Source organism: Streptomyces sp. NPDC052396, from assembly GCF_044593195.1.
Classification (GTDB): domain Bacteria; phylum Actinomycetota; class Actinomycetes; order Streptomycetales; family Streptomycetaceae; genus Streptomyces.
In genome coordinates this window covers 77,571-103,035 of sequence record NZ_JBIUAW010000011.1, presented here as the reverse complement: position 1 = coordinate 103,035, position 25,465 = coordinate 77,571, and the positions used below count along the sequence as shown (strand labels likewise).

General features: G+C 70.9%; 22 protein-coding genes and 1 pseudogene. 11 read left to right on the top strand and 12 right to left on the bottom strand.

The genetic code is table 11. The annotated features are described in order from the left end of the window. Positions 1-62: 62 nt before the first annotated feature. The gene (locus tag ACIHFE_RS26720) at positions 63-1,679 is read right to left on the bottom strand and encodes a phospholipase D-like domain-containing protein (protein ID WP_400110393.1); all 1,617 of its coding nucleotides are present in this window, start codon (positions 1,677-1,679) and stop codon (positions 63-65) included. A gap of 274 nt (positions 1,680-1,953) precedes the next feature. Between ACIHFE_RS26720 and ACIHFE_RS26715 the strand changes: the two genes are divergently transcribed. Beyond that, positions 1,954-2,265, top strand: a complete 312-nt coding sequence (locus ACIHFE_RS26715; RefSeq protein WP_400110391.1) for an ATP-binding cassette domain-containing protein — start codon at positions 1,954-1,956, stop codon at positions 2,263-2,265. A 7-nt stretch (positions 2,266-2,272) separates the two neighbouring features. On the opposite strand, the gene ACIHFE_RS26710 is transcribed toward ACIHFE_RS26715, so the two are convergent. The 5 genes and pseudogenes from ACIHFE_RS26710 to ACIHFE_RS26690 form a co-directional block, all read right to left on the bottom strand. Continuing rightward, positions 2,273-2,695, bottom strand: coding sequence for a GntR family transcriptional regulator (locus tag ACIHFE_RS26710; RefSeq protein WP_400110390.1), 423 nt, complete (start codon positions 2,693-2,695; stop codon positions 2,273-2,275). 81 nt (positions 2,696-2,776) lie between these two features. Beyond that, on the bottom strand, positions 2,777-3,226 hold the full coding sequence (locus tag ACIHFE_RS26705; RefSeq protein WP_400110388.1) for a VOC family protein: 450 nt from the start codon (positions 3,224-3,226) through the stop codon (positions 2,777-2,779). 55 nt (positions 3,227-3,281) lie between these two features. Then, a complete protein-coding gene (locus ACIHFE_RS26700) occupies positions 3,282-3,842 on the bottom strand; it encodes a flavodoxin family protein (protein ID WP_400110386.1) in 561 nt (186 codons plus the stop codon). Positions 3,843-3,937: 95 nt separating this feature from the next. Further along, positions 3,938-4,459, bottom strand: a pseudogene (locus tag ACIHFE_RS26695) (MFS transporter); the annotation flags it as partial. Positions 4,460-4,469: 10 nt separating this feature from the next. Then, a complete protein-coding gene (locus tag ACIHFE_RS26690) occupies positions 4,470-5,624 on the bottom strand; it encodes an alpha/beta hydrolase (protein ID WP_400110384.1) in 1,155 nt (384 codons plus the stop codon). 243 nt (positions 5,625-5,867) lie between these two features. On the opposite strand from ACIHFE_RS26690, the gene ACIHFE_RS26685 reads away from it, so the two are divergent. The 3 genes from ACIHFE_RS26685 to ACIHFE_RS26675 all read left to right on the top strand — a co-directional run bounded on the left by ACIHFE_RS26685 (position 5,868) and on the right by ACIHFE_RS26675 (position 11,665). Then, a complete protein-coding gene (locus ACIHFE_RS26685; protein WP_400110382.1) occupies positions 5,868-8,612 on the top strand; it encodes an alkaline phosphatase family protein in 2,745 nt (914 codons plus the stop codon). Positions 8,613-8,707: 95 nt separating this feature from the next. Then, complete coding sequence (locus tag ACIHFE_RS26680) at positions 8,708-9,277, top strand: GNAT family N-acetyltransferase (RefSeq protein WP_400110380.1); 570 nt, start codon at positions 8,708-8,710, stop codon at positions 9,275-9,277. A gap of 243 nt (positions 9,278-9,520) precedes the next feature. Beyond that, complete coding sequence (locus ACIHFE_RS26675) at positions 9,521-11,665, top strand: PIG-L family deacetylase (RefSeq protein ID WP_400110378.1); 2,145 nt, start codon at positions 9,521-9,523, stop codon at positions 11,663-11,665. A 43-nt stretch (positions 11,666-11,708) separates the two neighbouring features. Here the strand turns inward: ACIHFE_RS26675 and ACIHFE_RS26670 are convergent, their stop codons facing one another. Beyond that, the gene (locus ACIHFE_RS26670) at positions 11,709-12,464 is read right to left on the bottom strand and encodes a thioesterase II family protein (protein ID WP_400110376.1); all 756 of its coding nucleotides are present in this window, start codon (positions 12,462-12,464) and stop codon (positions 11,709-11,711) included. A 98-nt stretch (positions 12,465-12,562) separates the two neighbouring features. Then, positions 12,563-14,194: a GMC oxidoreductase gene (locus ACIHFE_RS26665; RefSeq protein WP_400110374.1), complete on the bottom strand. Its 1,632-nt coding sequence runs from the start codon at positions 14,192-14,194 to the stop codon at positions 12,563-12,565. A gap of 137 nt (positions 14,195-14,331) precedes the next feature. Here ACIHFE_RS26665 and ACIHFE_RS26660 point away from each other — a divergent pair, with 137 nt between their 5' ends. Next, positions 14,332-14,925 (top strand): DUF4291 domain-containing protein, encoded by a 594-nt coding sequence (locus ACIHFE_RS26660; RefSeq protein WP_400110373.1) that lies wholly within the window; start codon positions 14,332-14,334, stop codon positions 14,923-14,925. A gap of 26 nt (positions 14,926-14,951) precedes the next feature. Here ACIHFE_RS26660 and ACIHFE_RS26655 read toward each other — a convergent pair whose 3' ends face one another. Beyond that, a complete protein-coding gene (locus ACIHFE_RS26655; protein ID WP_400110371.1) occupies positions 14,952-15,899 on the bottom strand; it encodes a helix-turn-helix domain-containing protein in 948 nt (315 codons plus the stop codon). Positions 15,900-16,003: 104 nt separating this feature from the next. Here ACIHFE_RS26655 and ACIHFE_RS26650 point away from each other — a divergent pair, with 104 nt between their 5' ends. After that, positions 16,004-17,032 (top strand): saccharopine dehydrogenase NADP-binding domain-containing protein, encoded by a 1,029-nt coding sequence (locus ACIHFE_RS26650; RefSeq protein WP_400110369.1) that lies wholly within the window; start codon positions 16,004-16,006, stop codon positions 17,030-17,032. On the opposite strand, the gene ACIHFE_RS26645 is transcribed toward ACIHFE_RS26650, so the two are convergent. After that, on the bottom strand, positions 17,029-17,952 hold the full coding sequence (locus ACIHFE_RS26645) for an endonuclease/exonuclease/phosphatase family protein (RefSeq protein WP_400110367.1): 924 nt from the start codon (positions 17,950-17,952) through the stop codon (positions 17,029-17,031). The two genes, ACIHFE_RS26650 and ACIHFE_RS26645, sit on opposite strands and share 4 nt — an antisense overlap. 453 nt (positions 17,953-18,405) lie before the next feature. Further along, on the bottom strand, positions 18,406-19,641 hold the full coding sequence (locus ACIHFE_RS26640) for an acyl-CoA dehydrogenase family protein (RefSeq protein ID WP_400110365.1): 1,236 nt from the start codon (positions 19,639-19,641) through the stop codon (positions 18,406-18,408). Positions 19,642-19,806: 165 nt separating this feature from the next. Here ACIHFE_RS26640 and ACIHFE_RS26635 point away from each other — a divergent pair, with 165 nt between their 5' ends. Then, positions 19,807-20,451: a TetR family transcriptional regulator gene (locus ACIHFE_RS26635; RefSeq protein WP_400110364.1), complete on the top strand. Its 645-nt coding sequence runs from the start codon at positions 19,807-19,809 to the stop codon at positions 20,449-20,451. Between the two features lie 33 nt (positions 20,452-20,484). On the opposite strand, the gene def is transcribed toward ACIHFE_RS26635, so the two are convergent. Further along, positions 20,485-21,039: a peptide deformylase gene (gene def / locus ACIHFE_RS26630; protein ID WP_400110362.1), complete on the bottom strand. Its 555-nt coding sequence runs from the start codon at positions 21,037-21,039 to the stop codon at positions 20,485-20,487. A gap of 167 nt (positions 21,040-21,206) precedes the next feature. Here def and ACIHFE_RS26625 point away from each other — a divergent pair, with 167 nt between their 5' ends. The 4 genes from ACIHFE_RS26625 (at position 21,207) to ACIHFE_RS26610 (ending at position 25,369) form a co-directional block, all read left to right on the top strand. After that, positions 21,207-22,445 (top strand): MurT ligase domain-containing protein, encoded by a 1,239-nt coding sequence (locus tag ACIHFE_RS26625; RefSeq protein WP_400110360.1) that lies wholly within the window; start codon positions 21,207-21,209, stop codon positions 22,443-22,445. Between the two features lie 20 nt (positions 22,446-22,465). Continuing rightward, positions 22,466-23,194 carry a type 1 glutamine amidotransferase gene (locus ACIHFE_RS26620; protein ID WP_400110358.1) on the top strand — a complete coding sequence of 243 codons (729 nt, stop codon included), beginning with the start codon at positions 22,466-22,468 and terminating at the stop codon, positions 23,192-23,194. A gap of 102 nt (positions 23,195-23,296) precedes the next feature. Then, positions 23,297-24,322 (top strand): 6-phosphofructokinase, encoded by a 1,026-nt coding sequence (locus tag ACIHFE_RS26615; protein WP_400110356.1) that lies wholly within the window; start codon positions 23,297-23,299, stop codon positions 24,320-24,322. Positions 24,323-24,415: 93 nt separating this feature from the next. Further along, on the top strand, positions 24,416-25,369 hold the full coding sequence (locus ACIHFE_RS26610; protein ID WP_400110354.1) for a cytochrome c oxidase assembly protein: 954 nt from the start codon (positions 24,416-24,418) through the stop codon (positions 25,367-25,369). Positions 25,370-25,465: the final 96 nt, after the last annotated feature.

Sequence of the window (25,465 nt, the reverse complement as noted above, 5' to 3'; positions counted from 1 at the left end):
GCGACCGCATGGTCGCACCCACTCCGCCGCGACGGGAAATCCATTGACCGCCTGGTTGACGCCTAGTTACCGCCGCCCTGGCGCTCGTGGTCGAACACGGCGGTGGCCCGCGAGTAGCGCCACTCCGGCTCCAGCAGGTTCTTCTCCAACTGGGCCGCGGCGGCCGGGCTCTCCACGAGGTAGCCGAAGTCCTGGAGCCAGGACGGGTAGAGGTTCTTGGAGCCGAGGTAGAAGGTCGAGCTGTCCACCAGCACCAGCTTGTGGTGCAGCGGATAGGCATGGCCGTCGGCCCACCGGCCGGCGTCCGAGCTGCGGAACGAGGCGAGTTGCAGATGCTCGTCCATGGCCCGCCGGGCGCTGGGCCCGTTCCCGGTGATCCGCTCCAGCCGGGCCCGCAGCACCTCGCTGATCTCCGACAGCGACCGGATCTGCGAGTACCCTCCACTGCCGACCGTGCCCCGGTTGGCGGGGTCGCTGACCACGATGCGGACCTTCACCCCGGCGGCCAGCTTGGCGGCCAGGGCGTCATAGAGCCGGATGTCATACCGGGCGATCGGCGGGCAGGTGGCGTTGAGGTCCTGCTGGGAGATCACCACGCTCTTGGTGGCGCTCTCCACCAGGGCGCGCAGCGCGCTCTCCTCCGGGTTGACCGTGTCGTAGTCGCGGTCCGCGTTGGTGTTGTCGTGCAGCCCGATGCCGCACCGGGCATCCGAGGCGGTGGGAAGCGCCGGCCGGAACGCGGACTTCTCGTCCCGGTCCTGGATGCCCACTCCCAGCCCGCCCACGGCGATCACCGGCACATCCCCGGTCCGCTGGTCCGTCCCCGGGCCGGCGTCCTTCATCAGCCCGGCCATACAGCCGGTGCCCTTGGAGGCCGCGTACCACACACTGGCCGCATTGCCCTTGTTCCGGCAGGTCCAGGCCCACAGCCGGTCCAGGTAGCGCCCGGCGGTGCCGGCCGCCGGGCCGGTGAGCGCCATGTCCGCATCCGTCACCGGATGGGCGGTGTTCAGGTAGTCGTCCTTCCAGCCGTTGATGCCACCGGTGATCGCCGACCGTCCGTCCACCACCAGCAGTTTGGAGTGGTTCCAGGAGAAGGCGGTCTTGGAGGTGGTCATCGAGGCGACGTTCAGCTCCACCTTGCCGGCCGCCTCCTTGCCCAGCTTGCGCCACAGGTCGTCCCGGTAGGCGGAGGGCCGCACATTGAGGTGGTAGACCGGCGCGGCCCCCACCAGCACCCGCACCTTCAGCCGGTTCCCCTTGCCGGCGGCCGACTTGAGTCCGGCCACCACGGCGTCCTGGAATCCGCCGTTGGGGAACGGCGCCAGGGTGGAGATGTCCACGGTGTGGCGTGCCGCCGCGATGTTCTCCGTCATCTTCGCCAGCAGCCGCTCGCTCCCCGGACGCTGGGCACAGCCGGCGTCCCCCCAGCAACCGGGCGTCTGCAGCAGCCAGTCGGCGGCTCCGTCCGCCGAGCCGTCCAGCTTGTTGCCCTCGGTGCGCTGCCAGACCTCCCCCTCCAGTCCCGGCGAGACCTGGCGCAAGGTGCGTTCGATGGCGTCCAGATGGGGCGTGCCCACGGAGTCATCGGCCAGCGCCGGCATGGCCGGGAGAGCACTGGCGGTGACGGCCGTCAGCACGGCGAGTGACGCCAAGCGGGCGGTCCTGCGGCGCGGCATGGTCGTTCCTTTGACGAGTCATGGGTGGTACGGGGTGACGAGTTGAACATTGAACGTCAAAGCGTCAACCCGTGATCAACTTCGCAGAAGGTACCAGCTGAGGGGGCGGGGTAGCGACGGGGCGGTCTGCCACCCCCGGCGACCTCGCCAACCAGGCGGCCTCCCGGGCCAGTTGGCCGGAAAATCCTTGTCCGCGGTCTGCGGCCGCCCTATAGTCCTTACCTATGCAACTAGATAAACAGTTAAGGCTGGTTCGGGATACGGGAGCGGCCAGGTGAACATCATCGAGACCTCCGGACTCGCCAAGCGCTATGGACGGCGCTGGGCGCTGCATGACTGCACCCTCGCCGTACCGGCGGGGCATGTGGTGGCCCTGGTCGGGCCCAATGGCTCCGGCAAGACCACCCTGCTGCACCTGGCGGTCGGCCTGACGACCCGGACCGACGGGAGCGTGACGGTGCTGGGTGGCCACTCCCCCGGCTCACCGCCCGCGCTGGACGGCATCGGCTTCATGGCCCAGAGCCTGGTGCTGGCGCTGGCCTGCGCCGCCGCCTCGCTGTGGTGGGTGCGCCGGCGAGCGGCCTGACCGGCCGTCAGGCCACCTCCCGGGACCGGAACTGCTGAAGGGTGCTGTTGATCAGTGCGGCGATGCCCTCGTCATCCAGTCCGGTCTGTGCCGCCTCGCGCAGCCACCGCTCCAGCCGCCGGCGCAGCGCGGTCTGTTCCCGCAGGCCGACGCCGCCCAGGGTGGCCTCGATAAAGGTGCCCTGGCCGGGACGGCCCACGGCCAGGCCCTTGTGCTCCAGCTCGCGATACGCCTTCAGTACCGTATTGGGGTTGATGGCCAGCGCGGCCACCACCTCCTTCACCTTGGGCAGCCGGTCGCCCACCGTCAGCTGCCCCAGGCGCAGCGCCTGTTCCGTCTGCTGCACCAGCTGGAGATAGGGCGGCACGCCGGATTTGGGGTCCAGCCGGAAGACAATGGGGGACTCGCCGGCGTTCTTATCTATCAACATAGTTAAGCAGTCTGGACGCGGCCATGGCGGCGGGGCAAGTCCGGCCGCGGCAGGGAGGGTTGCCCCCTGCCGTCCGGCCGGCTACCCGCCTTCCGCGATGCCCGGCATCGGCGCCCCGCCCGGGTGCCAGGCGTCCAGAAAGGCGGACTGGCGCCCGAGATCGACGAGTTCGATGCGGGCGCCGATGGAGGGCATGTGGTGGTAGGTGAAGGGACGGCCGAAGGGGCAGCCGGAGAAGTCCGGCGGCAGGCCCTGTTCGGTCAGTCGCCGGGAGCCCTGGTGGATGTCATCGGTCCAGAAACCGAGGTGGTCGAACCGGGCCCCGGCGGTGGCGTCCCAGGGGCTTCCCGCGGGGCCTTCGATGAGCTCGATAAAGGGCGGTCCGCCAGTGGTGAAGACGATCCGGAAGTCCCACTCGCCGATGCGGTCGGATACCGGTTCGCTCCACTCCAGGCCGGCGGCACGCCGGAAGTCGTGCATGGCCCGCTCGAGGTCCGGGACGACGAAACACACATGGTAGAAGGAGGTCATCCCAGCATGATCGGGCAAACGGGGCCGGGGAGTTGACCCCGGGGGCGACGGCGCCTCAGGCCGCGGTTCCCGGGAAGAACTCCTTCGCCTTGGTCAGCGCGCCCGAGTCCGCGTCGATGTCGCCCGGACGGTTGGCGTAACCCAGCAGGCCGCCGCCCCAGTTCATGCCCAGGTAGCGGGCCGACAGCCGGAGGGTGTCCAGCATGGGGTCGGCCACCGAGGGGTCCTCCTCGCTGAGGGCGCTGACCGCCCAGAGGGTCTTGCCGCCCATCCGCTTCCTGAAGTCCAGGCCCTCGCGGCGCATCCAGCCGGCCCAGTAGTCCATGTAGAGCTTGGTGTCGGCGGAGACGGTGTACCAGTAGAGCGGCGAGGCGATCACCAGGTCCGTCGCCTCCAGGGTGGCGTCCAGCAACAGCCGTTCGGGGCCGGCCGGTTCGGTGTAGGAGCGCTCGGCGGAGTGCCGCAGGTCCTCGAAGGCGGGCAGTTCCAGCTCGCTCAGCCGAAGCCAGCGCTGTTCCACCCCGGCGGGGAGGTGTTCGGCAGCCCGGCGGGCCAGCAGCTCGGTATTGCCCTCGGTACGCGCACTGCCGAGCAGGAACAGGAACGTGCGGGTCATGCTGGATCTCCTCCATTGAGAAACCGGCCAGGCACCGGCGACAGCCTTAACATCGAAGGGACGAGGTTCATTCCAACCCTGCACTCCAGTACTTCTCACAACTCCCGCCACTCGGGGCGCAGTCCGGCCAGGGTGGTGGCCAGCAGATAGGCCGCGCCGCCGGCCAGCAGGGCTGGAGTGAGTCCGATGCCGGCGATGGCGCCGCTCGCGAGCAGGCCGCCGAAGGGGATGCCCGCCCAGGCGATGCCGCTGCTCAAGGCCCGTACCCGGCCCAGCAGTGGCCGTGGCACCCGCTCGAAGGAGAGGGCGCCCAGAATGGGGTTGAGGAAGCCGGCCCCCAGGCCGGACACCGCGAAGAGCACGGCGATCAGCCAGAGCGGTGCGCCGGTGGTGAGGCTGAGATACATCAGCGGGCCGCTGAGCACATAGCCGGTGAGGAACACCGGGCGCCGCGGCAGCCGGTGTGCCAGCGCAGCGGCCACCAGGCCACCGCCCACCGCGGCGGCCCCGAAGGCGCTGTTGCCGATGCCGATGGCGGCCGGGCCATGGCCCGAGCGCTGGGCCCATACGGGCAACAGCACCTGCTGAAAGGCGGCGTTGAGCAGATTGGTGAAGCCAGATCGCCCGTCAGCCCGTGCTCACCGCCCCGTACGCGCCCAGTGTGATCCGGGCGAAGTTGTGCAACGACTCGGTGCCCGGGGCGAAGTAGCCGGTGTGGCCATGGGCGCCCGCGGAGGAGACCGGACGGGCGCCGAAGTCCTCGGCGGTGGGGTCGGCGCCATGGCCCAGGCCGAGAATTTCGACATGCGGGATGTCGCCGATCCAGTCGCCGTGGTCGCGGCGCACCGCCCAGACGCGGGCCCGGGTGTGCAGGCCGGCGGCGGATTCGGCGCGTACCCCGGGGCTGCCCAGCACCACCAGGTCGCCGGCCTCGGCGCGGTCGAGGGTGTGGGCGGCCAGGCCGCAGACCACCGAGCCATAGCTGTGGCAGAAGACGGCCGGTGCGGGCGTGCCGGTGGCGGCCAGGCCGCCCAGGAAGCGGTCCAGCCGGGGGGCGCCCGCTTGGGCCAGCCGGCCGGTGGCTGCGTCCAGGCCCAGGCCCACCGGGGTGGTGTAACCGGCCCAGGCGATCACCGCGGTGGGGGTGCCGGGCGCCTGCCGGGCCAGCTCGGCCCGCAGGGAGCGGGCCATTCCGGCCGGGGTGCCATAGGGGTCGCGGTCCCGGTCGAAGGAGCCCAGGTCGATGTCCGAGCCGGGCACCACCACCGCCGTGTGCCGGGCGGCGGCCAGGTCGCCGTACACCTCGGCGAGCTGGCCCCGCCCGCGCGGGTCAAAGGCCAGGATCTGCCGCCCGGGCGCCAGCAGCTTCCGGTAGCGCTCGGCCCGGTCGGCGGCGGCCTGCCGCTGGTAGGGAGCCTGCGATGAGTCGGCCGCCCGGGCCCGTTCCCCGGCCTCCTCGGCGCTGATCGCCCAGCGGTTGGCCTGGTAGCGCAGGGCCACCGGCGCACCGTCCAGGTTGCCGACCACCAAGGGGTGGCGGGCGGCCAGCTCTTGGCGTTGGGCTTCGCTGAGGGAGGCGAAGAACCGGGCGACGGTGGCCGGGCCGGCGCTCGCCGGGTCCGGCAGGTCGCGGTGCAGGACCTGGTCCGTCCGCCAGGCGGTGGTGCCCGGCGGCGGACCGGTGACGGCCTGCTGCTGGTTTCCGGTGGCCCAGCCCGCCGTGCCCGCGATGACGGTGGTCGTCAGCGCAGCGGCGACCAGCGTGCGCTTGAAACGGCGCATGGATTGTCTCCCTCGTTCCGTGCGATCGCGTTCCATGCGATGGCGGGGAGAAGGTAGGGAGACGGCCGGCGACCCGGCATCACCCCGCGGGGCCAACCGTCGGGTGATACCCGGGTAGGGGGTGGTCCGGTGGGCCGCTCACCGGCCCATCGGCCCAACTCGGGCGAAAACTTTGCCCGTTGTGCACCATGAGGACGCCACAGGACACTATCGACCCGTCCGGACCGGCCGTACCGTCTCGCCATGAGACAGCTGCGCAGACGAAGAGGTTTCACCGTCGCGGCACTCGCCATGGCCGCCGCGCTCACCTCCACGGCCGCCGCCGGGTCCATGGGCCACGGCGGCGGCTTCGGCAGGGACAAGGTCGACGGCACCGAGACGGCCAAGGGCATCCTGCTCCCGTCCAACCAGCGGATCAGCCCCTATGGCGCCCGCTACCGGGTCGACAACGGGCGGCTGCTGTCCAGTGCCATCAGCCCGGACGGGGCCCGGGTGGCCGCGGTGACCTGGAAGAGCTTCACCGGATTCCTCACCGTCTTCGACGCCCGCACCGGCAAGGTCCTCCAGCGGGTGGGCACCGGCGACGGCAAGGACAAGCGGTTCGGCGACGGGGCGGCGGGCACCGACGGCCCGCTGTACTCCCCCGACGGCAAGAACCTGTGGTTCCCGCAGGCCGCCGATGTGGTGCGGTTCCCCATCGGCCCGGACGGCAAGGCCGGCAAACCGGTGGTGATCAAGCTCACCGGCCCGCACGGCAGCGCCCTGCCGGGCGGGATGGCACTGGCCCCGGACGGCTCACGGCTGTATGTGGCCCTCAACGGCAGCAACACCCTGGGCGTGATCGACACCAGGACCGACAAACTGGTCCAGGAGATCAAGGTCGGCAATGCGCCCCGGCAGGTGGCCATCGCCGGCGGCCGGGCCTATGTCTCCAACGAGGGCGGCCGGCCGGCCACTCCGGAGGACTTCACCAACCTCTCCGACGGCACCCCGCTGGTCGCCGACCGCACCACCGGCGCCGCCAGCACCGGCACCGTCTCGGTGGTCGACCTGGCCACCGGCCGGCAGACCCGCACCCTCAAGGTCGGCCTGCAGCCCACCGCCCTGTGTCTGCAGGGGAGTTCGCTGCTGGTGGCCAACAGCAACGACGACTCGGTGTCGGTGATCGACACCCACGCCCAGCGGGTCACCCAGACCTTCAACGTCAACCCGCTGCCCGGCTCCAAGACCGGCAGCCACCCCAATGGCATCACCATGGCCGGCGACGGCCGCCTGCTGGTCTCGCTCGGCCGGGACAACGCGCTGGCCCAGTACCACTGGGGCGGTCCGCGCACCCCGGTGCACTACGAGGGGCTGATCCCCACCGACTGGTATCCGGTGACCGTCCAGTACGACCCGGCGCTGCGCCGGGTGCTGGTCACCAACGCCCGTGGGGTGGGCGCCCGGGGCCCCGTCACCACCGTGCACGACGGGCCGGACACCAAGCCCGCCACCGGGCACAACACCTATGGCGACACCGGCACCCTCACCTCCTTCCGGCCGCCCGGCCGCACCCAGCTGGGCCGGCTCACCCACCGGGTGTTCGTCAACAACGACTGGGAGAAGCTGCTGGGGCGCGGCAACCTGGCCGATCCGCTGGCCCGGCCGGTGCCGGTGCCGGCGCATCTGGGCGAGCGCTCCGCCATTGAGCATGTCTTCCTGGTCATCAAGGAGAACCGGACCTACGACCAGGTGAACGGCGACCAGGGCAAGGGGGACGGCGACCCCTCGCTGGCCCAGTTCGGCCGCCGGGTCACCCCCAACCAGCACGCGCTGTCCGAGCGGTTCGGCCTGTTCGACAACTTCTATGACGAGGGCACGCTCTCCGCGGACGGCCACAACTGGCTGACCCAGGCCGATGCCAACGACTACATCGAGAAGGAGTTCGGCGCCTTCTACCGCAGCTACCCCTCGCAGGGCGCCGACGCGCTGGCCTACCAGCGCACCGGGTTCCTGTGGGACGCGGCCCGGCGGGCCGGGCGCAGCGTGGAGAACTACGGCGAGTACGTCAATCTTCAGCTGCCGTCCAAGGGCGAGCCGAGCTGGTCGGACTGGTACCGGGCGTCGCGGATCCTGGAGGGGAAGGAGTCCGGCCCGCTGCCGGTGCCGACCGGCAAGTATCCGAGCACCTCGGACATTCCCTCGCTGACCGCGGTCAACAAGCCGGAGTTCCCCACCTTTGACACCGACATTCCGGACCAGTACCGCATCGACATCTGGCTGCAGCACTTCCGGCAGGCGGAGAAGTCCGGCAAACTGCCCGCCCTCACGCTGATGACCCTGCCCCAGGACCACACGGCCGGCACCAGCGGCAAGGACCCGTACCCGACCGCCATGGTGGCCGACAACGACCTGGCGGTGGGGCGGCTGGTGGACGCGCTCTCGCACAGCCGCTTCTGGAAGTCCTCGGCGGTGTTTGTGCTGGAGGACGACTCCCAGGACGGGGTGGACCATGTCGACGGACACCGGGCACCGCTGTGGATCGCCTCCCCCTATGCCCGGGGGTCCGTGGTGAACACCTACTACTCCCAGCTCAATGTGGTGCGCACCATCGAGCAGATCCTGGGCATCCAGCCGATGAACCAGCTGGACCGGGCGGCGGAGCCGATGTTCGACGCCTTCACCAACCACCCGGACAACCGGCCCTACGGCGCGCTGCCCAGCCAAGTGCCGCTGGACTACGGGCTGAAGAAGTCCGGCACCGTCGACGAGGTGGGCCCGGGGGTGCCCCATGGCAAGGAGCGGCTGGCACTTGAGTGGCAGCGGTGGAGCGCCCGGCAGTCCACCGGCGGCTCCGGTCCGGAACTCGACGAGGTCAACCCCGCCCAGATGAACCGGATCGCCTGGTATGAGTCGACCGGCTGGCGCCGTCCATATCCGGGTGATTCGCGCATTCTGGGCCCGGATGAGGTCCCCGGCCGGGACAAACCGGCCCAGGAACTGGACTGACACCATCCCGCGAACCCCGCCGGGGCCGCCGTGCGCACCCACCGCACGGCGGCCCCGGCCCCGGAACTCCCGGCGCAGCCCCTAGGGTGTGGCCCATGTCAACCATGATCATGGCCCTCACCCCCTCGGTGGTGCTGCGCCCGGTGACCGTCGAGGACGCCCCCGCGCTTGCCCGGGCCTATGACACCAACCGTGATCATCTGCGGCCCTGGGAACCCCGCCGGCCGGAGTCCTTCTTCACCGCCGAGGGCCAGGCGGCCCGGCTGACGGATCTGCTGGAACTACGGCGCGCGGGGCGGGTGATGCCCTGGGTGCTGGCGGACCAGGACGGCCGGATCGTGGGCGTGGTCAACCTCAACAACATCGTCCGCGGCGCCTTCCACAGCACCAATCTCGGCTACTGGGTCGCCGCCGGCCTGGCCGGCCAGGGCCTGGGCACCGCCGCGGTGCGCGCCGCCTGCCGGGCCGCCCATGAGCAGCTGCTCCTGCACCGGGTGGAGGCGGGCACCGTACTGTCCAACACCGCTTCCCAACGGGTACTGGCCAAGGCCGGTTTCGAGCTGATCGGCACCGCACCGCGCTATCTGCACATCGACGGCGAATGGCGGGACCACTACCTGTACCAGCGGATTCTCGGCGATCACGACCCCAACGCCGCCAACTGAGGCCGCACCGCGGCCCGCGTTGCCCAATCGCATCGCAATCTATGTTTCGCCGACGTACGGCTGTTACACGACCGACGGAAAACCGCGGAGCCGGAGTCGTAGGATCGTACCGCTTCGACTGCGGGGCGGTTCATTGAACTTTGCCCCAGCTCTTACTTGTTGTTTGCATTGTTTGCACTACCGCGCTCTGTCGGCGCAGGAAATGGGGGGTCCCCTGTGCCCGGGCGGATATCTCGGCGACGCATGCTCCAGTACACCGGCGGAGGTCTGGTCATGGGGTCCGCCGCGGTGGGCGCCTGGGAGTGGCTGACTCCGGGCCCGGCCAAGAAGCATCACACGGAGTTCCCGGCGCAGCCCGCCAAGGCGGTGACCTCGGAGTCCTTCCTCCAGGTGATCGCGCACCCCGATGACTCGCTCTACTTTATGAACCCGGAGCTGGAGCAGTCCATCCGCAGCGGCGCCCCCACCGTCACCGTCTGCCTGACCGGTGGCGAGTCCGACGGCCGCAACGCCCTGGCGCAGACGCCCGGTTACCCGCAGATGCCCGAGCGGCGCCCTGAGTTCGTCCGGGCCAGGATCAACGGCCTGCGCGAGGCGACCGCCCAGATGGCCACCGGTGACTGGCTCAGCCCCTGGAAGGTGGAGGCCACCAGCTTCCTCAAGGGCTTCCAGGTCGAGCTGCACACCCTGCGGGCCGCCCCCCAGGTCCAGTTGATCTTCATGGAGCTGGTGGAGGCGCGGTTCATCAAGACGCCCCGCGCCGAGAGCCTGCGCGGGCTGTGGCTGGGCGCCACCCAGACGCTGCCCACCCTGATCCCCACCGCCAGCCCGGTGCGACGCCAGTTCCACTACCAGCGCCAGCAGGTGATCGAGTCCCTGGTGGCCATCCTGGAGCGCTACCAGCCGACCGTGGTGCGCACCCTGGACCCCAACCCCACCCACCGGGCACAGCAGCAGCCCTACCCGGACGTTCCCCCGGTGCTGCGCGGGCTGTCCCACTACGACCACCAGGACCACACCACCTCCGCCTTCTTCATCCAGGCGGCGCTGGCCGAGTACTGGGGCCGCCGGCACTCCCGCCCCACCGCCGTGGAGAGCTACCTCGGCTACGAGGTCTCGCTGCTGCCCACCAATCTGGACACGGCGACCACCGCGCACAAGGTCAAGATCCTGGACACCTACGGCTGGTCCAGCGGCAAGGACTGCGGCGATCCCGCCGGCTGCGGCGACCGCAAGGTCGGCGCCCGGTCCAAGGATGTGCGCTGGTCCAACAACTGCCGCCACCGGGCGCCGGGCACCCAGCACTGGGTGCAGCCGCTGCCCGACGGCCGGCTGGCCGCCTTCGCGCTGCTGGACGGCGCGGTGCAGTGCTGGACGGAGAGCTCGGCCGGCAGCGGTGTCTGGTCCAAGCCGGCCAAGATCGGCGGCGCCATGCTGGAGGGCCAGGTCCAGGCGGTGCGGCACTCCGACGGCACGCTCCAGCTGTTCTCGGTGCGCACCGTGCTGCCCGTACGGGACCAGGACCACCGCCGGGAGATCGTCACCGCCCGGCAGGACGCCAGGACGGCTCCCGGCCGGACCCCGGCCTTCGGCCCCTGGGAGTCGCTGGGCTCCCCGGAGTCCGACCCGGAGCGGTCGATGGAGGTCGGCTACCCGGTGGCGGTGGTGGACCCCAAGGGCACCGTGCACCTCTTCGCCCGGGACTGGGCGGGCGGGATCATGTTCCGCACCGGGGAGCACGGCCAGAACTTCACCGACTGGGACCACCTCGCCGGGGCGGACGAGCCGGTGCATGTGCTGGACGGCCTGGACGCCGCGGTGGACGACAAGGGCCGCGTCCATGTGGTGGCCGCCGACACCAGAACCGTGCTGCACTGGATGTCCGACGCCCCCGGTGAGACCCCGCAGCCGGCCGATCCCACCCGGCTGCCCACCACCGCCGGCGAGCTGAGCCTGACCCCGCTGTCCGGCGGCGGCATGCGCCTGGCCGCCCGGGAGCCCGGCACCGTCCAGGCCCGGGTGCTGATCGCCGACCGGCTGGAGAACAAGGGCCGCTGGCAGCTGACCACCCAGTGCGCGCCCATCGGCGGCTATGGCCGGGTGGCGCTGGAGCAGGAGGGCGGCACCGTGGTGCTGGCCGGCCGTGATGACAAGGGCCAGGTACGGCTGTCGGTGGGCTCCGGCCGGCCGGGGCCGTGGCAGCGCCAGGGCGTTCCCTACCGGGGCACCCCGGGCATCGTCCGGGACGCCCGGGGCCGCACCACCGTGGTGGTGCTGGGCATGGACGGCCGGCTCAGCAGCGCCCGGGCCCGGGCCGCGGCCAAGGCGTCCTTCACCAGCTGGCTCTCCCACGAGGGCCAGGACCGCAGCGAGGTCCAGGCGAGCTGACCTCCGGCCCGCCGCCTTTACGGGCGGCGGGCCGGTGTCCGCCTCACCCCCGGGCCAGCCGCGCCGTGATCTCCCCGTTGATCTCCGCCTGGTGCTGCGCCGGGAAGAAGTGGCCGCCGGGGTAGACCTTCAGCTCAAAGGTGCCGGTGGTGTGTTCGGCCCAGGCGGTGGCCTCGTCCAGGGTGACCCGGGAGTCACTGTCCCCGGTCAGCGCGACCACCGGGCAGCGCAGCGGCTCGCCCGGCCGGTATGCATAGGTCTCCACCGCGCGGTAGTCGGCCCGGATGGCCGGCAGAACCATGCGCAGCAGCTCCTCGTCGCCCAGGATCTGGGCATCGGTGCCGCTGAGCGCCCGCATCTCCTGGACGATGCCCTCGTCGTCCCTGCGGTGCACCGAGTCCTCGCGGTGCCGGGACGGTGCCCGGCGTCCGGAGGCGAACAGGACGGTGGCCACCAGGTCCTTCTCCCGCTCGAAGCGCCGGGCCACCTCGAAGGCCAGGGTGGCCCCCATGCTGTGGCCGAAGAACGCCAGCGGCCGGTCCGACCAGGGCAGCAGGGCCTGGAACACCCGGTCGGCCAGCTCGTCCAGGCTGTCGATGAACGGCTCCTCCCGGCGGTCCTGGCGCCCGGGGTACTGCACCGCTATCACATCCACCCAGGACGGCATCGCCCTGGACAGCGGGAAGAAGAAGCTCGCCGAGCCGCCCGCGTGCGGCAGACAGACCAGGCGGACGGTGCCGTCCTCCTTGGGATGGAAGCGGCGAATCCACAGTCCGTTGTCATCGGTCCTGTCGGTCACGTGCGGTCGTTCCTTCCGGGTGGGTCCAACGGCTCGTAGGGTACGGCGAGATCAGCCGTGCCCCGTCGCGGGCTCCGGCACACCTGGTGCGACCGGTGTCACGCCCTGACGTCCTGGGCGATCACCCGCTCCGCGTTCCGCTCGGCCAGCGCCGTGATGGTGACAAAGGGGTTGACACCCACCGAACCGGGAATCAGCGCACCGTCGTTGACATAGAGGTTGGGGTAACCGCGCACCCGGCCGTAGTCGTCGGTGGCCCGGCCCAGCACACAGCCGCCCAGCGGGTGATAGCAGAAGTCATCGGCGAATGCCTTGGGCGGGGTGCCGAACAGGTCGTAGCGGTAGTGGGTGTGATTGGCCCGGTTGATCCGGCCGAAGAGCGACCGGGCGGCGGCCACCGCGGGGCCGTTCTGGTCCCGTGTCCAGCGCAGTCTGGCCCGGTCGGCGGCCTTGTCGTAGACCAGGGTGCCGCGCTCCGGGTTCCTGGTGATGGCCAGGTAGAGGCTTGCCCAGGTCTCCAGGCCGGCGGGCAGCGGGGCGATCTCCGCGAACACCGGGTTGTCCGGGTTGTCCCAGTCGTCGATGCCCAGCACCGGGATGCACGACTGGCTGGCCCCGGTGGGATGCCAGAGGTGGTTGGCCCGCGCGGTCATCACATTCCCATTGGGGCCCCAGCCGGCACCGATCTCGCCACTGAGGTCCGGCAGGGCGCCGGTCTCCCGGGCGCGCAGCAGCAGTTCGGTGGAGCCCAGGCTGCCGGCGCCCAGGAAGAGATGGCGGCAGCCGATCTCCTTCCGCCGCAGCACCGCGCCCCGTTCGTCCATCTGATCCACCGTCAGCACATAACTGCCGTCCCGCTGCCGATGGATGGCTCTGACCTGGTGCAGGGTCTCGATGGTGACCTTGCCGGTGCCCAGGGCGGCGGCCAGATAGGTCTTGTCCAGGCTGGACTTGCCATGGTTGTTGCCATAGATCACCTCCCCGGCCAGCGCGGACCGGGGCACCTGCCCGTCCGCCTCGCGGCGCATATACCCGAAGTCATAGACATTGGGGATGAACACCGTGCGCAGCCCCGCCCGGCCCGCCTGTTCCCGGGAGACCCGGGCGAAGCGGTACCACTCGGTGGACTCGAACCAGTCCCGGTCCACCTGGTTCACCCGGAGCATGGTGTTGGCGCGCGGGAAGTAACGCCCGTACATCTGCGCAGAGTCGACCCGGGGCAGCACCTGCCGGAGGTACTCGCGTCTGGGCACCACGGCCATACCGCCGTTGACCAGCGAGCCACCGCCCACGCCCCGTCCGACGTACACCGACATATGGTCGTAGTCCACCCGGTCCAGCACCCCCGGGTACCGCTCTATGTTCCGGTTGACCACATCCAGCCACAGAAAGGTGGACAGCGGCGCCTGGGTGCGGGTGCGGAACCAGCTGGAGCGCCGGTCCGGGCAGAGCATCGGACAGAAGACCTGCCCGTCCGGGCCCGGAGCGTTCCATAACCGCCCCATCTCCAGCACCAGGGTGGGCACGCCCGCCTCCCCCAGCCGCAGCGCGCTGACCGCCGCGCCATATCCGGTGCCCACCACCACGGCGGGGACGAACGAGCCGCTTCGCGACCGCTGTTGGGCCACGGCCTCGGGCAGGGCGCTCAGGGTACTCGCTCCGGCGAGCGCGGCCGCGCCCAGCACGGCCCGGCCGAGCAGACGACGACGGGACAGATTCTTTTGTGCCATGAGGGGTTCTGACCTCTCCAAGCCGGTGGACGATGGTCGGCCGTCATGGAAGCAGAAGGACCTTGAAATGACTGCGGACTTCGCCAAGCGGCACAAATCAGTGGCCCAACACCGGTAACCTGCCCCACCCTGGTCACGTGGAACAACCGAAACACCGCATACGCGCCCTGCACACCCCCTCGACCGTCACCGTCTACCAGGCCTACGCCCCCGAGATCGGCCTGCCCGCGGCCCGCGACGGCCGCTTCCCCGCCGCCTGGAAGCGGGACCGGATGACCTGGATCAAGCCGTCCTTCCTCTGGATGATGTACCGCTGCGGCTGGGGCACCAAGGAGGGGCAGCAGACGGTGCTGGCCGTCGAGATCAGCCGGGAGGGCTTCGAGTGGGCGCTCCGCCGCGCCTGCCTGTCGCACTACGAGCCCGCGCTGCACCCCTCCCGGGACGCATGGAAGGCGGAGCTGCGGCGCTCCCCCGCCCGGGTCCAGTGGGACCCCGAGCGCGATCCGCACCTGCGGCCGCTGCCCCATCGCTCCCTGCAACTGGGCCTGTCCGGCGAGGCCGCGGCCCGCTATGCGGACCAGTGGACGGTCGCCATCCGCGATGTCACCCCGCTGGCCGCCGAGGTGCACGCGCTGGTGCGCGCGGGCGACCTGGCGGGGGCGGCACGGCTGCTGCCCGAGGAGCGGCCCTACCCCGCCGGGGATGAGCTGCTGGCCCATCTGCGGCCGTGAACGGGTGAGTTGCGCGTCGTGACCCGTCAGGCGACGCCCCGGAAGGTCCGCCGGTAGGCGTCCGGCGGTACCCCGACCGTCCGGTTGAAATGCCGGCGCAGAGAGGCCGCGGTGCCCATGCCGGTGGCCGCGGCGATGGACTCCACACTGTCATCGGTGGTCTCCAGCAGCTCCTGGGCCCGGTGGATCCGCTGGGTCTGCAGCCAGCGCAGCGGGGTGGTGCCGGTGACCGCGGTGAAGTGCCGGGCCAGATTGCGGGAGCTCATATGCGCCTGCCGGGCCAGGTCCTCCACGGTGAGGGACCGGTCCAGCCGCTCCAGCGCCCAGGGCAGCAGGGTGGACAGCGCGTGGGCGCGGGGCTCGGGCACCGGGGTGGTGACGAACTGCGCCTGGCCGCCCGGCCGGTGGGGCGGGACGACCAGCCGCCGGGCGAGGTCGTTTGCCACCGCCGATCCATGGTCCAGCCGGACCAGGTGCAGACACAGGTCCATCGCGGCGGCCTTGCCGGCCGAGGTCAGCACCCTGCCCTCGTCCACATAGAGCACATCCGGATCGACCCGCACCGCGGGGTAGCGGGCGGCCAGCGCCGCGGCATGCGCCCAGTGGGTGGTGGCCCGGCGCCCGTCCAGCAGGCCGGCCGCGGCCAGCACAAAGGCCCCTGTGCACAGCGAGACCACCCGCGCACCGGCCCGGTGGGCCGCGCGCACCGCCGCCACCAGCTCGGCGGGCGGCTCCCGGTCGATGTCCGCACAGGCGGGGACGATCACCGTATGCGCCGCCGCCAGCCACTCGAGCCCCTGGCCGGGCTCCAGCCGGAGCCATCCGCCTTCGACCCGCGCTCCGGCCGGGCCGCACAGGGTGAACTCATACCAGGGGTCGGCCAGATGGGACCAATCACTCCCGAACACCTCGAAGGGGGCGGCGAGTTCAAAATGCGGCACCCCGTCGGTGACGGCCAGCGCGACAGTGTTCATGTCGGAAACTGTACGGGTCATGGCACTCCCGACACTCGTGGCCGCCGCCCGCCCCCGGGCACGATGTCCACCAGAGAGATCATTCGCACACCGCGGGAGAACCGATGAACACCAGCCGGACGGTGACCGTTTTCGGTGCCTATGGACACACCGGGCGCTTTGTGGTGGCCGAGCTGCTGGACCGGGGCCTGACACCGTTGCTCGTCGGCCGGGACGCCGGCCGGCTCGCCGCCTTCGCCGCCCGCCACCCGGGATGTGAGGCACGGCCGGCGTCGGCGGACGACCCCGCCGCCCTCGACCGGGCCCTGTCCGGCGCCGCCGCCGTGATCAACTGCGCGGGCCCCTTCGCCATGACGGCCGCCCCCGTGCTGGAGGCGGCGCTGCGCGCCGGCATCCCCTATGTGGATGTGACGGGCGAAGTGGAGGCCGCCGCCGACACCTTCGCCGCCTTCGCGGACCGGGCGGCGGCCGCCCGGTGCCCGGTCGTCCCCGCCATGGCCTTCTTCGGCGGGCTGGGCGATCTGCTGGTCACCGCGGCGGCGGGCGACTGGGCGGCGGCCGATGAGGTGTGCCTGGCCTATGCGTTGAGCGACTGGCGCCCCACCTCCGGCACCCGGGCCTCCTCCCGGGTCTCCCGGCAGCGCCGCGACGGCCGCCGCCCGGTGCACACCGACGGCGGCCTGCGGTACCGCACCGGAGAGGCCCCCACCGGCCGCTGGTCCTTCCCGCCGCCGGTCGGCGAGCAGACCGTGCTGATGGAGTGCACCACGGCCGACAGCATCACCGTGCCACGCCATCTGAAGGTCCCAGCCATCCATAGCTGTATGACGGTTGACGCGATCAGGGAGGTGCTGGACCCCGAGGCTCCGCTGCCCCGGGCGGTGGACGACCGGGGCCGCTCGGCGCAGACCTTCCTGGTGGAGGCGGTGGTGCGCGCGGGCGGCCGGGAACGCCGCGCGGTGGCCCGGGGCCAGGACATCTACGCGGTCAGCGCGCCGCTGGCGGTCGAGGCCGTCCAGCGCATGCTCGACGGACGGTCCCGGGTGGCTGGAATCGCCGCACCGGGCGAGATGTTCGACGCCGCCGGCTTCCTGGGCTCACTCTCGGGGCATCTGTCGGTGGAGCTTCCCTAATTGTCGACGGAGACCGTGACGGAGCCGGCCAGCACGCGGTGATCGGAGCAGAGCGCGCCCCCGCACTGGGTGTTGGGGGCGAGGGACTCGGCCGAGTACGGGCCCGCGATCTTGTCCTCGCGGACGAAGATGAAGTCAATCTTCGCTCCGGTGCCACAGGGACCGGCGTCACTGGGATCGGCCTTGCTGACCGTCGGCTCCCCGTAACCGGCGCAGTGGGCCGGGTCGTTGTCGTCCAGCTCATGGTAATGCCCGGTATTGCGGTCGTTGTTGGGCGTGTTCACACCGGCCGAATAGAAGTCGTCCAGCCGGCCCCAGTTGGGCTGCATATTGAAGTCGCCCGCGACAATGGCCGTGTCGCCCTTGGCGTGGTAATCCTCCAGCCGGTCGCGGACAAAGTCGGCCTGGCTCTTCCGGTATTCGTCCACATAGGTCAGATGCGTGGCGCAGAACCTCATATGCGGACTGTCCTGGAGGGCCGCGCACAGAAGCTTGCGCTTCTCCCGCTTGCCGTCGTCGGGAAGCGTGAACCGGTCCGCGGGGCCCAGGGGCCGCTTACTGAAGATCGCGATGCCCTCCTCCTCACCGCCGCACACCGAGTGCCCCGCGGGGTAAGCACCCTCGAAGCGCGCGAAGTTGGTGTCGTCCACCGGCCAGCCGGCGTTCCGGAGGTTGTCCTCCAGCGCCCGGAACTGGCCGGCGCACAGCTCATTGAGCGCGACAAAGTCGGCGTCGCGGTTGCGGATCGACTTGGCGGCCGCGCTGACCATTCCATTGGTGGCCGAGTTGTGGTTCATGGCGTCGCCGGCCACGTTCCATTCCCAGACGGTGTATGTGGCCGTATCGTCCTTGGCATCCGCGGCAAAGGCCGGAAAGGACAGACTCATCGCGGCGAGCACGGCCGCCGTCAAAACCCTCATTGTGCGCACAACGCCCCCCGGGCAGGTCAATTCGCATCAGGAATGCCAGGCATGCATGGTCCACCGGACAGGCAGGGGCGCCAGCACTGGAATGCGACGGGGGCCGGGCGCCGTCGACGGGAACCGGCCCCGTCGCAGGGCCGGTTGAACGACCGCTGATCACGCCGGTGACAGGCACCACCTTGGGCCACCGCGGCCCGGATCGGCAAGTGCGATTCGCCACCACGCCGGGCCGCGCATTTCTTCAAGAAGGCCGGCCCTGCCTCCGCATAGCTTCTGGGTGTGCCCCGGCGCCAAACCCCCATATGACCGCGCCAGGGCACCCATGAAGCAACAGCAGGCAAGAGGAGCGAACGTGTCCCGTATGCGACGGAGTATCCCCGCCCTCGGCGGGCTCGGTGGCCGCCGCTTCAGCCTGGCGGGCATTCCACGGAGCCTGATCCGCCGGGGCGGTCAGCGGATCGGCATTCCCGACACCGTCCTCGCGATCACCAGCCGCTGGATCTCGCTGGTGCCCTCGAAGATGGTGTAGATGGCCGCGTCCCGGTGCATCCGCTCCACCGGGTATTCGCGGGTGTAACCGTTGCCGCCGAGGATCTGCATCGCCTGGGCGGTCACGGACTTGGCGGTCTCGCCGGCGAAGAGCTTGGACATGGAGCCCTCCGCGGCGGTGAACGGCTTGCCCGTGGTGGCCATCCAGGAGGCGCGCCAGACCAGCAGGCGGGCCGCGTCGATGCGGGTGCGCATATCGGCGAGCTGGAAGGCGACGCCCTGGTTGTCGATGATGGGGCGGCCGAACTGGACGCGGGTCCTGGCGTAGTCCAGGGCGACCTCGTACGCGGCCCGGGCGATGCCCACCGCCTGGGCGCCGACCGCGGGGCGGGATGCCTCGAAGGTGGCCATGGCGGCGTTGCCGCCCCGGCCGCCCCGGGAGCCCTGGCCGCCGGCGCCCTCGCGGGCGCGGGCCAGCCGCTCGTCCAGCTTCTCCTTGCCGCCCAGCAGGCAGTGGCCGGGGACGCGCACATCCTCCAGCACCACCTCCGCGGTGTGCGAGGCGCGGATGCCGTGCTTCTTGAACTTCTGGCCCTGGGACAGACCGGGGGTGCCCGGCGGGATGATGAAGGAGGCGTGGCCCCGGGCGCCCAGGCCCGGTTCCACCACGGCCACCACCACATGGACATTGGCTATGCCGCCGTTGGTGGCCCAGGTCTTGGTGCCGTTGAGCACCCATTCGTCCTTGGCCTGGTCGTAGACGGCCCGGGTGCGCATGGCGGAGACGTCCGACCCGGCGTCGGGTTCGGAGGAGCAGAAGGCGGCCACCTTCACATCGCCGGCGTCGCCGTACATCTGCGGGATCCAGGTGCCGATCTGTTCGTCCGTGCCATTGGTGAGGACGCCCACCGCGGCCAGACCGGTGCCGGCGATGGCCAGCCCCAGGCCCGCGTCGCCCCAGAAGAGCTCCTCCAGGGTCATCGGGACGCCCAGCCCGGTGGGATCGAAGAACTGCTGGGCGTAGAAGTCCAGCGAATACAGGCCGATTTTGGCCGCCTCCTGGACCACCGGCCAGGGAAATTCCTCGCGCTCGTCCCACTCGGCGGCCGCGGGGCGCATGACGTCGGCGGCGAAGCCGTGGATCCAGTCGCGGACGGCCTTCTGGTCGTCGTTGAGATCGAGCGCGAATTGTGTCATCTGCCCTCCCGGCCCCACTTACTTGCGGTAACGGGAGTGTGTTACTGGTCAGTAGGTCATGTCAACTCCCCCGGCCCCATGGACTGCTGCCCGTCGGCCGGGTGTTACTTTGCGTTGGCGTTGAGTGAACAACAGGGCAAGGAAACAGGGGCGGGGAGGCACCGGATGGAGACCAGTCACCGGGAAGACCAGCAGCGGGCGACCCAACGGCGGCGCAGAGAACTGCTGGAGGCCGCGGACCGGGTGGTGCTCCGGGACGGGCCCGGTGCGTCGATGAACGCCATCGCCGCCGAGGCGGGCATCACCAAGCCCATCCTCTACCGGCACTTCGGCGACAAGGGCGGCCTCTACCGGGCCCTGGCGGTGCGGCACACCGACGCCCTGCTGTCGGGGCTGCGGGCCGCCCTGGACGCACCGACCGGGCGGCGCGAGCGAGTTGAGAAGACCCTGGACACCTATCTGGCCGCCATCGAGGCCCGGCCCCAGGTCTACCGCTTCCTGATGCACCCGGCCGATGAGGGCCAGCCGGCCGAGCAGAGCTTCGACGTGGGCCGCCACTCCGCCCCACTGCTGCGCAGGATGGGCGAGGAGCTGGCGGTGGTGATAGCCGAGCGGGTCGATCTGGGACCGGACGGGGCCGAGCTGGCCCGCGTCTGGGGCCATGGCATCGTCGGCATGATGCACGCCGCGGGCGACTGGTGGCTGCGCGAACGCCCCTGCCCGCGCGGCCAGTTGGTCAGCCACCTGGCCGACCTGCTGTGGGGGCGGCTGGCCGTCTCCGGCGACCTGGCGGGCGGTCCCGGGTTCTGACGGCCCGCGCGCACCGGCACGGCGCTCACCCTTTCAGGGACGTACGGAGCGCTCCGCCCAGGGCGCGCGCCGCGCCGCCCGCAGCGCCCGGCGCCGCCGCAGCCCGGTCAGCCGGTCGGTGAACAGGCCGCCGTCCAGGTGGTCGCACTCATGCTGCAGACAGCGGGCGAAGAACCCGGTGCCGCTGACCCGCACCGGGCTGCCGTCCAGGGTGAAGCCCTCCACCACGGCCTCGTCGAAGCGCTCGGTGCCCGCCTCGATGCCCGGCAGCGACAGACAGCCCTCCGGTCCGCGCACCCGCACCCCGCCGGTGTGCACCAGGCGGGGGTTGACCAGATGGCCCAGGTGCCGGCGGTCCTCGTCGTCCGGGCAGTCATAGACGAACACCCGCAGCCCGACGCCGATCTGATTGGCGGCAAGGCCCACGCCATGGGCCGCGTACATGCTGGCGAACATCGATTCCACCAGTGCGGCGAGGGAATCGTCGAAGGCGGTGACCTCCGCACAGGGCGTGCCCAGCACGGAATCTCCCAGCAGCCGGACCGGCTGTACAGGTCCGGAACCACCGGGAATCGAGCGTTTGCGCATACGCGCAACCCTACGTTGAGCCGACGGCAGGTTCGGGCCCACGGCCGGACCTCGATAGGCTGAGCCCAGACCGAAGCCTCCTGGCTGGCGATTCGGCGCGGAGGGGGGGCGTTCCAGCGTACGGACCAGGACAGGCTCGGCGCCGGATGCAAGGAGGATCTAGGACGATGGCAGGCAACACTGGGCCGCTGTCGCCGCGCGCCAAGCTGGCCGTAACGGCCGGCAAGGCAGCCGCGGCGGTCTCGCGGGCCGCGGGGCGCGGCAGCGGATCGGTGATCGGTGGCAAGGTAGCCCTCAAGCTCGACCCCGATCTGCTGGCCCGGCTGGCGACCCACCTGGACGTGGTCCTGGTCTCGGCCACCAACGGCAAGACGACCACGACCCGGCTGATCGCCGAGGCGCTGCGCGCCAGCGGCCCGGTGGTGTCCAACGCACTGGGCGCGAACATGCCCGCGGGCATCACCTCCGCCCTGGCCGGCGGCTCGGACGCCCGCTACGGCGTGATCGAGGTGGATGAGAAGTACCTGGCCATGGTCGCCCGGGACGTTTCGCCCAAGGCCATAGCGCTGCTCAACCTCTCCCGTGACCAGCTGGACCGGGCGGCGGAGACCCGGATGCTGGCCGAGAAGTGGCGGGAGGGGCTCACCGGCACCAAGGCCGTGGTGATCGCCAACGCGGACGACCCACTGATCGTGTGGGCCGCCTCCTCCTCGCCCAATGTGGTGTGGGTGGCGGCCGGCCAGGAATGGAAGGACGACGCCTGGTCCTGCCCGTCCTGCGGCGGTGTGCTGCAGCGGCCGGGCGACGACTGGTTCTGCGGTGACTGCGGTTTCCGCCGGCCCACCCCCAGCTGGGCGCTGTCCGGCGACTATGTGCTGGACCCGCATGGCTCGGCCTGGCCGATCCATCTGCAGCTGCCGGGCCGGGCCAACAAGGCCAACGCCACCACCTCGGCCGCGGTCGCCGCCACTTTCGGGGTGCCGCCGCAGGTGGCACTGGAGCGGATGTACCAGGTCCAGGCGGTCGCCGGCCGCTATGACGTGGTGAACTTCATGGGCCGCGAGCTGCGGCTGCTGCTGGCCAAGAACCCGGCCGGCTGGCTGGAGACCTTCTCGCTGATCGACGGCCCGCCCGCGCCGGTGCTGCTGTCGGTCAACGCCCGGGGCGCGGACGGCACCGACACCTCCTGGCTGTGGGACGTGGACTACCCGCGGCTGGCCGGGCACCCGATCTTCGTCATCGGTGACCGCCGGCTGGACCTGGCGGTCCGCCTGGAGGTCGCGGGCCTGGACTTCCGGGTGTGCGAGACCGTGGACGAGGCCGTGCAGGCCGCGCCGCCCGGGCGGATCGAGGTCATCGCCAACTACACCGCGTTCCAGGACCTCCGCCGCCGCGTCGGCAACTGAAGCTCAGGAGAATCACGAGCATGAGCCAGAACAGTCTGCGTGTGGTGTGGGTCTACCCGGACCTGCTCAGCACCTATGGCGACCAGGGCAACGTCCTGGTCCTGGAGCGGCGGGCGCACCAGCGCCGCCTGGACGTCCAGCGCCTGGACGTCCGCTCCGACCAGCAGATCCCCACCTCCGGGGACATCTACCTGATCGGCGGCGGCGAGGACCGTCCGCAGCGGCTGGCCGCCGAGCGGCTGCGCCGGGACGGCGGGCTGAACCGGGCGGTGGCCAATGGCGCCATCGTCTTCTCGGTCTGCGCCGGCTACCAGATCCTGGGCCATGAGTTCATCAACGACCTGGGCCAGCGGGAGCAGGGCCTGGGCCTGCTGGATGTGGTCAGCACCCGGGGCGAGGGCGAGCGCTGTGTCGGTGACGTACTGGCCGACATCGACCCCCAGCTGGGCCTGCCCCCGCTGACCGGCTTCGAGAACCACCAGGGCGTCACCCACCTCGGCCCGACCGCCCGCCCCTTCGCCCGGGTCCGCTACGGCAAGGGCAACGGCACCGGCGACGGCACCGAGGGCGCGTTCAACGACACCGTCTTCGGCACCTATATGCACGGCCCGGTGATGGCGCGCAACCCGCACATCGCCGACCTGCTGCTGAAGCTGGCGCTGGATGTCAACGCGCTGCCGCCGGTGGACGACCGCTGGTACGAGGCGCTGCGCAACGAGCGGATCGCCGCCGCCACGCAGTCCGCCTGACGGACGCCCGGCTCCCCCGCCGCCCTGCCCTTAGTAGGGTGGCGGGGATCCGGCCGGACGACGGGGTCCGGTAGCAGGCCCTGTTGTGAAGGTTTCCCTGTTATGCGCATCGGTGTGCTCACCTCCGGCGGCGACTGCCCCGGGCTCAATGCCGTCATCCGCTCCGTCGTGCACCGCGCGGTCGTCGACCATGGCGACGAGGTCATCGGCTTCCGCGACGGCTGGCGTGGTCTGCTGGAAGGCGATCACCGCCCGCTCGACCTGGAGGCGGTGGCCGGCATCCTGGCCGCCGGCGGCACCATTCTGGGCTCCTCCCGGGTACGGCCCGAGCAGCTGCGGGACGGTGTGCGGCAGGCCAGGGACCATATCGCCGAGCTGGGCATCGACGCGGTGATCCCGATCGGCGGCGAGGGCACCCTCAAGGCCGCCCGGCTGCTGTCCGACGCCGGTCTGCCCATCGTGGGCGTACCCAAGACCATCGACAACGACATAGCGTCCACCGATGTCACCTTTGGCTTCGACACCGCCGTGGGAGTGGCCACCGAGGCCCTGGACCGGCTGAAGACCACCGCCGAATCGCACCAGCGGGTGCTGATCGTCGAGGTGATGGGCCGGCACACCGGCTGGATCGCCCTGCACTCCGGCATGGCCGCCGGCGCGCATGCCATCGTTGTGCCCGAACGCCCCTTTGACATCGATGAGTTGACCGCCATCGTGGGCAAGCGCTTCGAGGCCGGCAAGCGGTTCGCCATTGTGGTGGCGGCCGAGGGCGCCAAGCCGCGCCAGGGCTCCATGGCCTTCGAGACCGGCGGCACCGATGTCTATGGGCATGAGCGGTTCGCCGGAGTGGCCCGTCAGCTGGCCGGTGAGCTGGAGCGGCGGCTGGAGAAGGAGGCCCGCCCGGTCATCCTGGGCCATGTGCAGCGCGGCGGCACCCCCACCGCCTATGACCGCGTCCTCGCCACCCGGTTCGGCTGGCACGCGGTGGAGGCGGCGCACGCGGGCGCCTTCGGGATGATGACGGCGCTGCGCGGCACCCGGATCACCCTGGTACCGCTGGCCGAGGCGGTGGAGCGGCTGAAGACGGTGCCGCACGAGCGGTACGACGAGGCCGAATGCGTGCTGTGAGCCACTGGCTCGGTTGACGCCCCCGGCCACAGCCCCGGCCGGGGGCGTCACTACTCTGGTCCCGGCGCATTGGTCCGAATTGGGAGAGAGTGGATGGATCACAGCGGGCATCACGGCATGATGATGGACATGCCGCCGTTCACGCTGGGACGGGGCCTGGAATTCAGCGGCGACCCGTTCTTCATGACCGGCTGCCTGCTGGGTGTGGCCCTGTACGGCTGGGCCGTGGTGCGGCTGTGGCGGCGCGGGGACAGATGGCCCATCGGCCGGGTGGTGGCGTTCGTGCTGGGCGTGGCCACGGTCTGGCTGGTGATGTGCACCAAGCTCAATGACTACGGCATGGTCATGTTTAGCGTGCACATGGTGCAGCACATGGTGATCAGCATGCTCTCGCCGATCCTGATCCTGCTGGGCGCGCCGGTGACGCTGACGCTGCGCGCCCTGCCGGCCGCCGGGCGCGGCCGTACCGGCCCGCGTGAGCTGCTGGTGAAGCTGCTGCACAGCCGCTATATGCGGATCATCACCCACCCGGCGTTCACCATCCCGCTGTTTATCGCCAGCCTCTACGCGCTGTACTTCTCCCCGATCTTCGACTTCCTGATGGAGAGCAAGGTCGGGCATATCGCGATGATGGTGCACTTCCTGGCGGTGGGCCTGGTCTTCTTCTGGCCGATCATGGGCGTGGACCCGGGTCCGCACCGGCCCGGCTATGTGATGCGGATGCTGGAGCTGTTCGCGGGAATGCCCTTCCACGCGTTCTTCGGCATCGCCCTGATGATGGCCTCGGAGCCGATGATCGGCACCTATAAGCACCCCATGGCCTCGCTGGGCATAGACGCGCTGGACGATCAGAAGGCGGGCGGCGGCATCGCCTGGGCGTTCAGCGAGATCCCCTCGGTGCTGGTGCTGCTGGCGCTGGTCTACCAGTGGTACCGCTCGGAACAGCGGCAGGCCAGGCGCTCCGACCGCGCCGCGGAGCGGAACGGTGACAAGGAGCTGGCCGAATACAACGCCTATCTGGCCTCGCTCCAGGCGCGCGGGCGGTGACGCGGTTCGCCCCCTGAGCGCTATGGCGGGACGGACCGCGGCGGGGAGACGATGTCCCCAGGCCGCGGTCCGCGCATATGTTCCCCCAGGAGGTGC